Here is a 13,841-nt window from a genome sequence, read left to right on the forward strand (position 1 = left end):
CGAACGGTATGCCCACGCAGAGCACGAGAACAACAGCGTTCTCAAGGACGCCTATCGTTCCGCAGGCTCCGCGTGGGAATGCAGGTCTCGACGCTCTGCGTCGCAAAGGGGCGCGGGGTGTCAGGTGTCGTTTTCAGACTCAGAGCAGCTTGTGCTCCATTGCGTACTTGACCAGATCGGCCAGCGAGTTGAGTTTCATTTTTTGCATCAGCCGCGCCTTGTGGGTGCTGATGGTCTTGCTGCTCAAGGCCAGTTGCTGAGCGATGTCGTTGACGTTGGCGCCCTGGGCGAGGCGCTCGAATACTGAAAACTCGCGCTCCGACAGCAGCGAGTGCAGAGGCCGGCTGTCGGTGAGGCCGACTTCGAAGACCATGCGGTCGGCCAGATCCGGATCAATATAACGCCCGCCGGCTGCCACCCGGCGAATGGCCGTCAGCAGCAGCGCCGGATCGCTGTCCTTGGTGGCATAACCTGCCGCGCCGACCTTCAATGCACGCGCAGCCATCTGCGCCTCATTGTGCATCGACAGCACCAGAATGGCCGGCGGGTTGGTCAATGCGAGAATCCTCGGTATCGCCTCAAGCCCGTTGACGCCGGGCATGGAGATATCCAGCAGCACCACTTCGCAGGCCACATGACGCAGGGTTTCGAGCAACTGTTCGCCATTGCTCGCCTCGCCCACCACTTGCAGATCTCTGGCCAAGCCAATCAATTGCTTGATTCCTTCGCGCACGATGGTGTGGTCTTCGGCTACCAAAACACGAATCACTGTCTTCGCTCCTGTGCGAGGGTGTCCAGCGGGATATAGGCGCGCAAGGTTGTGCCCTCACCCACCTCGCTGTCCAGCTCCAGTCGGCCACCGAGCATCAGCACCCGCTCGCGCATCCCGACCAGACCGAACGAAACCGCCCTGCCTGACTCGATGACAAACCCCTGCCCGTCATCGGCGACGCTCATGCACATCAGGCCGTCCTGCAGCGTCAGAATGATCTCTACTGTGTGTGCCCGTGCATGGCGCATCACATTGGTAAGGGCCTCCTGAAGGATCCGGAACATGCCTGTAGCCCGGGCATCGCTGAGCGCCGGGAGATTGTCCGGCACCTGCACCAGACAAGGGATCTGCGTGCGCGCCTCGAAACGGCGCGCCTGCCATTCAATGGCTGATGCGATGCCGGCATCGAGAATCGGCGGCCGCAAGGCCGTGGCCACATCGCGCACCAGTTGAAACAACTGAGCGATCAGACGCTTCATGCTGTCCAGTCGCTCGCTCAGGCCAGGGTCGAGGTCGGCATAGGCCAGCTCGCACATCGACGTCTCGAGCTTCAATACCGTCAGCATCTGACCCAGTTCGTCATGAACCTCGCGGGCAATATGCGCCTTCTCCTCTTCACGCACGCTTTCCAGATGCGCCGACAAGTCACGTAACTGGTCATGCGCGCGGCGTCGTTCGCTGACGTCAGTGAGGAATACCACCAAGTATTCGGCGTCACGAAAGCGCAGGAAGCTCAACGAGATATCGGTGGGCAGCAGGCTGCCATCGGCGCGCAGGCAATGGGTCTCGAAGACTTGCGGGCTGTCTTCGCTGGAGCGCGCGTTCTTCCACAGGTTGAGCCAGCGATCCATATGCAGACCGGGCTCGAAATCGATCAGCGGGCGCTCTACCACCTGCCCCGGCGCATAGCCCAGCATGGACTCCGCTGCCCGGTTGGCGTAACGCACACGGCTGTCCCAGTTGACCCACAGGATGCCGACGGTGCTTTGATCAATAGAGAATTGCGCCAGATGCAAGGCTTCCTCGCCCTCGACACGAAGGGCGAGTTCCTCGCGTGCAGCCAGCAGTTCCTGCTCCAGCGCCTGCTGCTGGCGTCGCTGCCAGACCACGATGGCAAAACACGCCAGCAACATCACCAGCAGCAGAATGCACAGGTTCTTCCAGAGCTTGGTCGACTCGATGAAATGTGCGGGGGTCAGCGGCATCCAGCGAGAATGCAGTTGCTCCAGCTCCTTGGCAGGGATCGCCCGCAATGCTGCGCTGACGATGGCCGCCAGTTCCGGCATGTCGCGACGTGAAGCCACACGTAACAATTGGGGCAGCCCGATATCCCCCACCACCGCCAGCCCTGCGAACTCCGGCTCGCGCAGCAAACGGCTGAGTTGCGCCTCGTCCACCACGGCATAACGTGCTTGCTGACTGAGCAGCAATTGCAGCGCCTGGCGCTCCAACAGCACTCCTTGCAGATTGAGGTGCGGGAAATTGCTGCGCAGGTAGTCCGCCGTGGTGCCGGGCATGCGCACCGCAACGCGGGAAAGGCTGTCGAGTTTCTCCAGGTCCACGGCAGTGCTGCCATCACGTTCGCCGATCAACAACTGCGAAACACGCAAATACGGGTCGGAAAACAACCACAGACGCAGGCCTGCCGGGGTTTGCATCAAGCCGGGCGCAACGTCGATTTCACCCTTGGCCAGCGCGTTCTCCAGCGCGCTCTGGTCAGGAAAGTTTCGCCACAGCAACTCGACCGGCAGCGTCGCCGCCAGCGCATTCATCAAATCGACATTGGCGCCGGACAACTGCTGCAAACGTTGATCGAACTGCGCGTAAGGCGCCCGCAGTACCAGCCCTACGCGCAAGGGACCATGCTGGTCGAGCCAATTACGCTGCGCCGAACTCAACTGCGCAACGGCAGGTGTTTCAGGTTCGTCAGCCTGCGTATCGACCATCTGAGCCATCAAGAGCAAAGCCAGGCAGCCGATAAAACCGGTGCGCAGAAGACGAATCATCAGTATGTCGCTCTCGTGTGTGCGTATCGCGGTCATGTGCCGCGCAGGCTCAGGCCTGACAAAAGCCGATCAACCCATTAGGCTGCCGGGATAGTTTCTGGCTTGGAATATCCGATGTCCTACACCTTTCGCGCAACGTTTCCTGCATTGTTTCTGTCATTGATACTGCCTTGCGCCTTGCCTGCCGTCGCAGCCGACCCGGCCCCTGCCAAAGACGCTGCCGCGGATGCGCCGGTCGAAAGAGCCCCGCTGCTCAGCCGCTCGCAGGAAGACGCAATAGCACTGGAACGCCAATTGCCTCGCGAAGACCAGCAGCAACTTCAGGCCGGAGACGAAAGCTTTCTCGCGCTCTGGAAACCCGCCAACACCGACACCCCTGAAGGCGCGGTCATCATTGTGCCTGGCGACGCTGAATCACCGGACTGGCCCGACGCTGTCGGCCCGCTGCGTCGCAAGTTTCCGGATGTCGGCTGGTCGAGCCTGAGTATCACCATGCCGGATCCGCTCGACAACACGCCGGGGGCACGCGAGCCCGATGCAACTCCGGCAGATGCAAACGCCAGCAAAGCCACTGAAACGCCGAAGGAAACACCCAAGGACGCCAGCGCGACAGCGAAGGACCCGGCGGCAGAAGCCGAGGCTCTGGCGGCTGCTGAAACAGCCAAGGCTGCAGCCGACGAAGAGATTAACAAGGCCCAGGCCGAGCGCATCTTTGCGCGGATCGAAGCCGCGATCAGCTTTGCGCAGCAGAACAAGGCACGCAGTATCGTGTTGATCGGCCACAGCAGCGGCGCGTACTGGGCGGCCAGGTTCCTCAACGAGCGGACATCGCCTGTGGTGCAGAAGCTGGTGATGCTGGCGGCGCGCGAACCCCTGAATGCCAAGCCTTCGCTGCTGGACATGGTGCCTCAGTTGAAAGTAAAAGCCGTCGACTTCATCTACAAAAACTCGCCTGACGAGGCTGCAAAAGCCCGCCTGCAGGCCAGTAAACGCACCAAGGGGCCGGGTTTTACCCAGATTGGTCTGATCAACATCGCCGGCAGCGGAGATACCGAACAAGAACAGCTATTTCGCCGTGTCCGTGGCTGGATAGACGCCAAAGAGGAAAAGTAAGCGCAGGTTCAGTTGAACCCGCGTCGGGCTTTCACCACCCGATAGGCATTGTGCAACTCGCTGGTCTTCTCGGTCGCCACCCGCACTTGCTGCGGATTGGCGCCCGAGCCGGCAATCTTGTCAGGGTGATGCCGGCTGAGCAGACGCCGGTAGGCACGCTTGATGCTCAGAGGATCCGTGTCCGACCTTATGCCCAGCAGCGTCATCGCACTTTTGTAGTCGTCGCCGCTGCTGATCGGTGAACGCTTCATAGGGTCGTGGTCAGCCGCCAGCGCCTCGACCTGCGGCCCTGTCCAGCCAAGCCACATGCCCCATACCCCGATCAGCTCGCGCTCGACCCGAGAAGCCTTGCCGTCCGCCCAGGCCATCCGCCAACAGGCGCGCAACATGTCTTCGGCAATGTCCGGCTGCCGTTGCAGACCACGCAGATAACTGCGCAGCCCATCGGAGCCGTCGCGGCCGCGCTTGAAAGCGTTGATGGCGCGCAACTGATCCGTCTCGTTCAGATTCAAACGGCGCATCTCGATACGTGCCTGGTGGATATGGCTGGCCAGAACCCGTCCGTCACTTTTGGCCAGACGGCCCAGCAACACGAACAGCAGGTCGTCCTGGGGAATCGTTGCACGCCCACCCAGACGCTCACGCAGATGCGCCCAGCTTTGCAGCTTCAGGCGCCGGTCCAGCGCCTGCCCCAATAGAGCACCGAGCATTGCGCCTGGAATACTGGCAATTGCGTAACCGACTCCAGCGCCGATCAGTGTGCCGGGCCAAAGCATTCAGCGAGTCTCCGCAAGCATCTGCTCGGCTTCGGCCAGACGCTCGTGGGTACCGACATCGACCCAGCGCCCTCGGTAGTGCTCGCCCGTGACCAGTCCCTTATGCATCGCCTCGCGCAACAGCGGCGCGAGCTTGAACGCGCCGGGCTCAGAGTTGGCAAACAGCTGTGGATGGAGGATGGCGATGCCGCTGTACGTCAACCGCTGACCTGCCGAATCGTCGTCGCGCACCTGACCGTCAACCAGTGAGAAATCACCCGTCGGATGGTGCGCAGGGTTATCGACCAATACCAGATGCGCAAGGCCCGCAAGCGGCACGCGCAATGCACCGAAGTCGTAATCGGTCCAGATATCCCCGTTGATCACCACGAACGGCTCAAGGCCAAGCAGCGGCAATGCACGCTGAATGCCACCGCCCGTTTCCAGCGGCATGCCTTCAGGCGAATAACGGATGCTCAGGTCGAAACGCTGACCGTCACCCAGGTAATCCTCGATCTGCTGGCCCAGCCACGCATGGTTGATGACCAGTTGGTGAAACCCTGCATCGCGCAAGGCGCTCAGGTGGTATTCGATCAACGGCACATCACCGACACGTACCAACGGTTTGGGTGTGTGCAGGGTCAACGGGCGCATTCGCTCGCCTTTACCGGCGGCGAGAATCATCGCTTTCATGCAGTCCTCTTCGACACAATCAAGATCTTTTCCAAAATGGCCATCTTTCAAGGCGGCCATGTCTAAAACGGCTCTCTCACGCTGGCCGTCTCTGTCCTTTCAGACAGCCGCGTCTACCGGTTGCAGACTGGTGAGCAACTGCCCGAGTTGCGCCAGCTCTGGGCGACGCGACAAAACCGCCTCTATATAGGCGAAAAAGCGCGGAACGTCTTCCAGGTAGCGCGGTTTCCCATCTCGGTGGCAAATGCGGGCAAAAATGCCGATCACCTTCAAATGTCGCTGTACGCCCATCAGATCACTGGCGCGCTCGAATGCGGCAAAATCTTCCTGTACCGGAATGCCGACGGCACGCGCCTGATCCCAGTAGGTGCGCAGCCAGTCACTGACACGCTCCTGCGGCCAGCTCAGAAATGCGTCCTTGAACAGGCATGTCACGTCATAGGTGACCGGGCCATAGACCGCATCCTGGAAATCCAGCACGCCCGGGTTGGGCTCGCTGATCATCAGGTTTCGCGGCATATAGTCGCGATGCACCAGTACTTTGGGCTGTGCCAGGGCGCTGTTGATCAACAGCTCGCTGACCTGCTGCCAGTCGCTCAACTGCGCCTCGTCCATCTCGATACCCAGGTGCCGCTTTACGTACCACTCGGGAAACAGCTCCAGCTCACGGCGCAGCAACGCCACGTCATAGCTGGGCAACGGCGCGTCCATAGGCAGTTGCTGGTAGGCCAGCAACGCCTGGATAGCATCAGCGAACAAGGCATCGGCATTATCGGCGTCAATGACATCCAGATAAGTCTGGCGACCCAGATCGTTGAGCAGCAAAAAGCCTTGTGTCAGGTCTTCGGCATAAATTTTTGGAACATTAATGCCCGACTTTTCCAATAAATGAGCGATATCCACGAACGGTTTGCAGTTTTCCTGCGGTGGAGGGGCGTCCATGACAATAAAAGTTCGGTCCGCCCCCTCCCAGCGAAAATAACGGCGAAAACTTGCGTCACTACTGGCCGCAGTCAATGTAGCCGGGGGCACAGCGCCCCAACCGTGCGCCGAAAACAGCGCCGGCAACTGCTCATCGAGCCAAACTTTCAGGGATTGCAGGCGTATATCTTGATCTGACATTACAAGGGTCTCCGACGGCGCTAGCCGTCAAGCGGGTCATGCTTTATTATCCGGAATCTTTTTCAGCCCATCGAGAGGCGTGCGGCCCCCCCGCGGGCAGATGGCGCGCAGGAAGCCCGGACTAATAAGATGGCATTGAAATCCCCCGCGTTTCGTAAAAAATTTCCGTTGCTCGTAACCGGCAGTCTGCTGGCGATGCAACCTCTGGCCACTCAGTTCGTGGTCGCCGCGGAACAGTATGACTGCTCAGTCTCTGCTTCGGGTGCCTGGAACTGTGCGCCGAAATCCAATGCTGCTGCAGTGGATCTGCCTCCGCGCCCCGTGCATGACACGACGTCGGTCAGTTCCAACGGCACGGTCACCTCACAAGGCACCTCTTCGGGTGAACAGTCTGCGGGTACGCAACTGGTCACTGAAGCCAAGGGCAAAGGTCTGAAGTCGCGTAGTGCTGACTACAGCCACCTCGATTGGGTTCCTCGCGAAAAGCTTACCGCAGCGCAACTGGCCGAGACCGGCCCGTATTGCTCGGGTGCCTACGTCGAGCCGATCCGTCCTGGCATGGACGACAAGACGCCGATGAAAGACGCGCCGATGTTCGTCGGAGCCAAGGCTTCGCGTTACGAACAGGAAGCGCAGGTCGCCACGCTGGCGGGTGATGTCGTGATGCGCCAGGGCAGCATGCAGGTGCAGGCCCAGGAGGCTGCACTGCATCAGGCCGAGAACCGTGGCGAGCTGAACGGCGATGTCCGTCTGCGCGACAATGGTGCGCTGATCGTCGGTGACAAGGCCGAACTGCAACTCGATACCGGCGAAGCCCGTGTCGACAACGCAGAGTACGTCCTGCACAAGTCGAACATTCGCGGTAACGCCCTGTACGCCAAGCGTGCAGAGAACGCGATCATCCGGCTCAAGGACGGTACCTACACGACGTGCGAGCCGAACAGCAACGCCTGGACGCTCAAGGGCAACAACATCACGCTGAACCCGGCCACCGGCTTCGGTACAGCGACCAACGTTACCCTGCGGGTCAAGGACATACCGGTTCTGTACACGCCGTATATCTACTTCCCGATCGACGACCGTCGTCAGTCCGGTTTCCTGCCGCCTTCCATTGCAGCAGGCGGCGACAACGGCTTCACGCTGGTCACCCCGTACTACTTCAACCTGGCGCCGAACTACGACGCCACGTTGTACCCGCGTTACATGGCTGATCGTGGCTTGCTGATGGAAGGCGAGTTCCGCTACCTGACCAAAGGCAGCGAAGGTCAGTTTGGCGGCGCGTACCTGAACGACGAAAACGACGACCGCAAACTGCAGTCGGACTACGACAAGACCCGCTGGATGATCAACTGGCAGCACAAGGGCGGGCTTGATACGCGCTGGCTGACCCAGGTCGATTACACCGACATCAGCGATCCGTACTACTTCCAGGATCTGGAAACCGATCAGATCGGCGTTAAAAGGACTGACTTCCTCAACCAGCAAGGCTCCCTGACCTACCGTGGCGACAGCTTCTCGGCAGTGCTCAATGCTCAGGCCTACAAGCTGGCGACGGTTGCCAACGTTACGCCGTACAACCGCCTGCCTCAGCTGACACTGAACGGTACGTTGCCCTACAACCCCGGCGGCCTGAAGTTCGATTATCAGACTGAAGCGGTGCGCTTCGAACGTGACCTGCGCAGCGGCGCGTTCATCGATGAAGACGGCAACTCCGAGACACGCCTGGACAACAACATCTCCGGCCTGGCTCGCGCCAACGGCGATCGTCTGAACCTGGCACCGTCGGTCAGCCTGCCGATGAACTGGACCTATGGCTTCCTGACGCCGAAGCTGAAGTATGTCTACACGCAATACGATCTGGATATCGACAGCCAGGGCAAAAACACGCTCCTGGCCGGCGAAGAGTACAGCAGCAGCCAAAGCCGCAGCGTGCCGATCTTCAGCGTCGACAGCGGCCTGTACTTCGACCGCAATACCAACTGGTTCGGCAAGGATTATCGCCAGACCCTGGAGCCGCGCCTGTTCTATCTCTATGTTCCAGAGAAAGACCAGACCGACATCCCGGTATTCGACACCAGCGAAAGCACCTTCAACTTCGCTTCGCTGTTCCGTGACAACCGCTTCACCGGTTCCGACCGCATCGGCGACGAGAACAAGCTGTCGCTGGGCGTCACCAACCGCTGGATCGAGGAAAACGGCTTCGAACGTCAACGCTTCAGCATCGGTCAGGCGCTGTATTTCGAAGACCGCAAGGTGCAGTTGCCGGGCGTGGTGTTCGCGGATCGTGATGATGCGCGCTCCAACGTTTCGCCTTATGCACTGGAATACGAATACCGCTTCAACCGCGACTGGCGCTTCAACTCCGATTTCAACTGGGATCCGGACAGCCGAAGCACCCGTTCGGGCAGCGCAATGTTCCACTACCAGCCTGAAGACAACCCGAACAAGGTCGTCAACCTTGGCTACCGCTATCGCAACGACCAGATTCGTTACGACGAAAGCACCGGCCGTTGGGTTGTGGGTGGTGGCGACTACGGCACCCCGGGTTCGCCAAACTATGTGAAGGACTACTACAAGATTCAGCAGCACGATTTCTCGGTCATCTGGCCGATCGTGCCGCAGTGGAGCCTGATCAGCCGCTGGCAGTATGACTACAACCGTGAACGCACCATCGAAGCTTTCGGCGGGTTCGAGTACGACAACTGCTGCTGGAAAATGCGTCTGGTCAATCGCTACTGGATCGACTACGACGAGTTCAGCCAGGCAGCACCTCAGAACGAGAAAGGCGACCGCGGCATATTCCTACAAATCGTGTTGAAGGGGCTCGGCGGTGTCACTGGCGCCAAGGTAGACAGCTTCCTCGACAAAGGCATTCAAGGTTATCGTGAACGTGAAGACCAAGCTTTCTGATTGTCTGCGCCCGCTGATGCTGGGCGCGTTACTCCTGAGCGGTGCAGTGCATGCTGCGGTTCAACCTCTGGACAGTGTTGTGGCTATCGTCGACAACGACGTGATCATGAAAAGCCAGATGGACCAGCGTGTACGTGAAGTTCAGCAGACCATTGCCAAGCGTGGTTCTGGTGTACCGCCTGCAGAAGCCCTGCAACCACAGGTTCTGGATCGTCTGATCCTGGAAAACCTGCAGTTGCAGATGGGCGAACGCTCTGGCATTCGCGTCTCCGACGACGAGTTGAATCAGGCCATTGGCACTATTGCCCAGCGCAACAACATGAGCGTGGATCAATTCCGCGCCGCGCTGGCGCATGACGGTCTGTCCTATAACGATGCGCGCGAACAGGTGCGCCGGGAAATGATCATCAGCCGCGTGCGTCAGCGCCGGGTGGCCGAACGTATCCAGGTGTCCCAGCAGGAAGTGAAGAACTTCCTCGCCTCCGATCTGGGCAAGGCTCAGTTGTCTGAAGAGTTTCACTTGGCCAACATTCTGATCGCTACGCCTGACAGCGCTTCTTCGGACGCCATCCAGGCTGCAGCGGCCAAGGCCAAGGGTATCTACGACCAGCTGAAGAAAGGTGCTGACTTCACCCGGCTCGCAGCCACCTCCTCGTCCAGCGAAAACGCACTGGAAGGCGGCGACATGGGCTGGCGCAAGGCTGCACAACTGCCACCGCCGTTCGGTGACATGCTCAGCTCGATGCCTGTCGGTGACGTGACACCTCCTGCACGTACGCCGGGCGGTTTCATCATTCTCAAGCTGCTGGAAAAGCGTGGCGGCCAGGGTCAGGCGCAAATGCGTGATGAAGTGCATGTGCGTCATATCCTGATCAAGCCAAGCGAAATTCGTAACGAGGCAGAGACCAAGCGTCTTGCCCAGAAGATCTACGACCGCATCCAGAACGGCGAAGATTTCGCCGAGCTGGCGAAAAGCTTTTCGGAAGATCCGGGTTCTGCGCTCAATGGCGGCGATCTGAACTGGGTTGATCCCAACTCTCTGGTTCCGGAATTCCGTCAGGTCATGAGCGAAACGCCACAAGGCGAATTGTCCAAACCGTTCCAGACCCAGTATGGCTGGCATGTTCTCGAAGTACTCGGTCGTCGCTCAACGGACGCTACCGATCAGGCTCGTGAACAGCAGGCGCTGAACGTATTGCGTAACCGCAAGTACGACGAAGAGCTGCAAACCTGGCTGCGCCAGATTCGCGACGAAGCCTACGTTGAAATCAAACTCCCTGGCGCGACCCAGGCTGCACAGTGAAACCCAAGCGTTTCGCACTGACACCCGGCGAGCCGGCCGGCATAGGTCCCGACCTTTGCCTGCTGCTCGCCACGCAGCCTCAGCCATACCCCCTGATTGCCATCACCAGCCGTGACCTGCTCCTTGAGCGGGCCGCGCAACTGGGTGTGGCGGTCAGTCTGATCTCAGTCACGCCCGACGCGCTTCCCGACCTGCCTGCACCTGCCGGCAGTCTGTATGTCTGGGATACGCCACTGGCCGCTCCGGTGGAAACCGGCGTGCTCAACAAGGCCAATGCTGCATTCGTCCTGGAAACCCTGACTCGCGCGGGCCAGGGCTGCCTGGATGGGCTGTTCAGCGGCATGATCACCGCCCCGGTGCACAAAGGCGTGATCAACGAAGGCGGTATCGCGTTTTCCGGACACACCGAATTTCTCGCTGAACTGACTCACACCGAACAGGTGGTGATGATGCTGGCGACCGGCGACCTGCGCGTAGCACTGGTGACCACTCACCTGCCGTTGCGCGATGTGGCCGACGCCATCACAGCGGATCGTCTGGAGCGCGTGACACACATCCTGCACGCCGATCTGGTCAACAAGTTCGGCATTGCCCACCCACGCATTCTGGTCTGCGGCCTCAATCCTCATGCCGGCGAAAGCGGGCATCTGGGTCGTGAGGAAATCGACATCATCGAACCTGCTCTGGAGCGCCTGCGCAGCGAAGGCCTGGACTTGAGCGGCCCGCTGCCTGCAGACACTCTGTTTACCCCCAAATATCTGGAGCACTGCGACGCAGTGCTGGCGATGTACCACGATCAGGGCCTGCCCGTGCTGAAGTACAAAGGTTTCGGCGCAGCGGTCAATGTGACGCTCGGCCTGCCAATCATCCGCACCTCTGTCGATCACGGCACGGCGCTGGACCTGGCTGGCACCGCAAACATCGACACCGGCAGCCTGCACGTCGCACTGCAAACCGCCTACCAGATGGCCGAGACCCATTCATGACCGAGCAATACCAACACCGGGCGCGCAAGCGCTTCGGGCAGAACTTCCTGCACGATGCAGGCGTTATCGACAAGATCCTGCGCGCCATCCGTGCCAAACCTGAAGACCGACTGCTGGAAATCGGGCCGGGCCAGGGTGCACTGACCGAGGGCCTGCTCGACAGCGGCGCTCAGCTGGACGTGGTCGAGCTGGACAAGGACCTGATCCCGATCCTGAACGGTCAGTTCGCCAACAAGCCGAACTTCAACCTGCATCAGGGCGACGCGCTGAAGTTCGATTTCAACACCCTCGGCGCCGAACCGCGCAGCCTGCGGGTGGTGGGCAACCTGCCGTACAACATCTCGACACCGCTGATTTTTCACCTCTTGCAGAACGCCAGCCTGATCCGCGACATGCACTTCATGCTGCAAAAGGAAGTGGTCGAGCGCATGGCTGCCGGACCCGGCGGTGGTGACTGGGGCCGCCTGTCGATCATGGTTCAGTACCATTGCCGCGTGGAACACCTGTTCAACGTCGGACCGGGTGCGTTCAACCCGCCGCCGAAAGTGGACTCGGCCATTGTGCGCCTCGTCCCTTATGAAACACTGCCGCACCCTGCCAAGGATCACCGTGTGCTGGAGCGCATCGTGCGTGAAGCGTTTAACCAGCGTCGCAAGACCCTGCGCAACACGCTCAAGCTGCTGTTGACCAGCGACGAGATTACCGCTTCCGGAGTAGACGGCAGCTTGCGTCCCGAGCAGCTCGATCTGGCTGCATTCGTTCGTCTGGCAGACACTCTCAGCGAAAAAGTTGTGACCGAGTGAACCCTGGGGACAAGTAAACGGCAGGCTCGGTCTTCATTTTCCGCTTACTTGTCCTAGACTGATCTACCTGCCGCACACGCCCTTTTTCGCAGCTATGGATTTCAAGGCCTATTGCATGCCCGATTCTCGTTACAAGGTCGACGTCAGCGTCGTCACACGCTTCCTCTCGGAACAGTCACAACCCGAGCAGAACCGCTTCGCTTTCGCCTACACCATCACCGTGCACAACAACGGCGAGTTGCCTGCCCGGCTGCTGTCGCGGCACTGGGTCATTACCGACGGTGATGGCAATGTCGAGGAAGTACGGGGCGAAGGCGTGGTTGGCCAGCAGCCACTGATCAAGGTCGGCCAAAGCCATACCTACAGCAGTGGTACGGTCATGACCACCAAAGTCGGCAATATGCAGGGCACCTACCAGATGCTTGCCGAAGACGGCAAACGCTTCGATGCCGTTATCGAGCCTTTCCGTCTGGCCGTTCCGGGCTCGCTGCACTGATGGCAGTGTACGCCGTGGGTGACCTGCAAGGCTGCCTTGAACCTCTGCAATGCCTGCTCGAGCACGTCCACTTCAACCCGGAGCACGATCGCCTCTGGCTGGTGGGCGACCTCGTCAATCGTGGCCCGCAATCGCTGGAAACGCTTCGCTATCTGTACAGCATCCGCGAATCGCTGGTGTGCGTGCTCGGCAATCATGACCTGCACCTGCTGGCAGTGGCCCGTAAAAAAGAGCTGCTGAAGAAAGGCGACACGCTGCTTGAAATCCTTGAAGCGCCTGACCGCGACGACCTGCTCGACTGGGTACGCCGGCAAAAGCTCATGCATTACGATGCAGAACGCAATGTCGCTATGGTGCATGCCGGTATCGCGCCGCAGTGGACGCTGAAAAAAGCCTTGAAGCACGCCGCCGAAGTCGAGCACGCGCTGCAGGACGAACAGTTGTACGGCGCCTTTCTCGACGGCATGTACGGCAATGAACCAGCCAAGTGGGACAACGACTTGCAAGGCGTAACGCGTCTGCGGGTCATCACCAACTACTTCACCCGCATGCGCTTCTGCACCAGCGAGGGCAAGCTCGACCTGAAGAGCAAGGAAGGTGTCGGCACCGCGATACCTGGCTACGCGCCCTGGTTCAGCCATCAGAGCCGCAAGACCCGAAACGTGAAAATCATTTTCGGCCACTGGGCTGCACTGGAAGGTCGCTGCGACGAACCGGACGTCTTTGCCCTCGACAGCGGATGTGTCTGGGGCGGCTCGATGACGCTGCTCAATGTCGATACGCTTGAACGTCATCAGTGCAATTGCGATGCTATCGGCAATGCCGCCGACGGGCTTGTTACCCGCGTGCAACCCGGCGCTACTCCCCTTTCGTAACCTCAGG

The 13,841-nt window shown here is 60.0% G+C and carries 12 protein-coding genes; 7 read left to right on the top strand and 5 right to left on the bottom strand.

The features are described 5' to 3' along the window. Positions 1-139 precede the first annotated feature (139 nt). Positions 140-769, bottom strand: coding sequence for a response regulator (locus tag AO388_RS11440; RefSeq protein ID WP_003341145.1), 630 nt, complete (start codon positions 767-769; stop codon positions 140-142). After that, on the bottom strand, positions 766-2,814 hold the full coding sequence (locus AO388_RS11445) for a sensor histidine kinase (RefSeq protein WP_003433224.1): 2,049 nt from the start codon (positions 2,812-2,814) through the stop codon (positions 766-768). The genes AO388_RS11440 and AO388_RS11445 overlap by 4 nt, the downstream gene beginning before the upstream one ends. 78 nt (positions 2,815-2,892) lie before the next feature. Here AO388_RS11445 and AO388_RS11450 point away from each other — a divergent pair, with 78 nt between their 5' ends. Then, entirely contained in the window at positions 2,893-3,891 is a 999-nt protein-coding gene (locus AO388_RS11450; RefSeq protein WP_003433226.1) for an alpha/beta hydrolase family protein, read from the top strand. An 8-nt stretch (positions 3,892-3,899) separates the two neighbouring features. On the opposite strand, the gene AO388_RS11455 is transcribed toward AO388_RS11450, so the two are convergent. The 3 genes from AO388_RS11455 to AO388_RS11465 all read right to left on the bottom strand — a co-directional run bounded on the left by AO388_RS11455 (position 3,900) and on the right by AO388_RS11465 (position 6,461). Beyond that, entirely contained in the window at positions 3,900-4,667 is a 768-nt protein-coding gene (locus AO388_RS11455) for a TerB family tellurite resistance protein (RefSeq protein ID WP_003433228.1), read from the bottom strand. Then, complete coding sequence (gene murU, locus AO388_RS11460) at positions 4,668-5,339, bottom strand: N-acetylmuramate alpha-1-phosphate uridylyltransferase MurU (protein WP_003433236.1); 672 nt, start codon at positions 5,337-5,339, stop codon at positions 4,668-4,670. It abuts the gene before it with no gap. Between the two features lie 99 nt (positions 5,340-5,438). Continuing rightward, complete coding sequence (locus AO388_RS11465; protein WP_003433240.1) at positions 5,439-6,461, bottom strand: aminoglycoside phosphotransferase family protein; 1,023 nt, start codon at positions 6,459-6,461, stop codon at positions 5,439-5,441. Positions 6,462-6,590: 129 nt separating this feature from the next. On the opposite strand from AO388_RS11465, the gene AO388_RS11470 reads away from it, so the two are divergent. The 6 genes from AO388_RS11470 to AO388_RS11495 all read left to right on the top strand — a co-directional run bounded on the left by AO388_RS11470 (position 6,591) and on the right by AO388_RS11495 (position 13,834). After that, positions 6,591-9,371, top strand: a complete 2,781-nt coding sequence (locus AO388_RS11470; protein ID WP_058416476.1) for an LPS-assembly protein LptD — start codon at positions 6,591-6,593, stop codon at positions 9,369-9,371. After that, a complete protein-coding gene (locus tag AO388_RS11475; RefSeq protein ID WP_003433245.1) occupies positions 9,352-10,674 on the top strand; it encodes a peptidylprolyl isomerase in 1,323 nt (440 codons plus the stop codon). The genes AO388_RS11470 and AO388_RS11475 overlap by 20 nt, the downstream gene beginning before the upstream one ends. Then, a complete protein-coding gene (gene pdxA, locus AO388_RS11480; RefSeq protein ID WP_058416477.1) occupies positions 10,671-11,660 on the top strand; it encodes a 4-hydroxythreonine-4-phosphate dehydrogenase PdxA in 990 nt (329 codons plus the stop codon). Before AO388_RS11475 ends, pdxA begins: the two co-directional genes overlap by 4 nt. Continuing rightward, entirely contained in the window at positions 11,657-12,463 is an 807-nt protein-coding gene (rsmA, locus tag AO388_RS11485; RefSeq protein WP_003433248.1) for a 16S rRNA (adenine(1518)-N(6)/adenine(1519)-N(6))-dimethyltransferase RsmA, read from the top strand. The genes pdxA and rsmA overlap by 4 nt, the downstream gene beginning before the upstream one ends. A gap of 115 nt (positions 12,464-12,578) precedes the next feature. Beyond that, positions 12,579-12,959, top strand: a complete 381-nt coding sequence (apaG, locus tag AO388_RS11490) for a Co2+/Mg2+ efflux protein ApaG (RefSeq protein WP_003316251.1) — start codon at positions 12,579-12,581, stop codon at positions 12,957-12,959. After that, on the top strand, positions 12,959-13,834 hold the full coding sequence (locus AO388_RS11495) for a symmetrical bis(5'-nucleosyl)-tetraphosphatase (protein WP_058416478.1): 876 nt from the start codon (positions 12,959-12,961) through the stop codon (positions 13,832-13,834). Before apaG ends, AO388_RS11495 begins: the two co-directional genes overlap by 1 nt. The last annotated feature ends 7 nt before the right edge of the window (positions 13,835-13,841 follow it).

The organism is Pseudomonas sp. ICMP 10191 (assembly GCF_001467335.1).
Classification (GTDB): domain Bacteria; phylum Pseudomonadota; class Gammaproteobacteria; order Pseudomonadales; family Pseudomonadaceae; genus Aquipseudomonas; species Aquipseudomonas cerasi.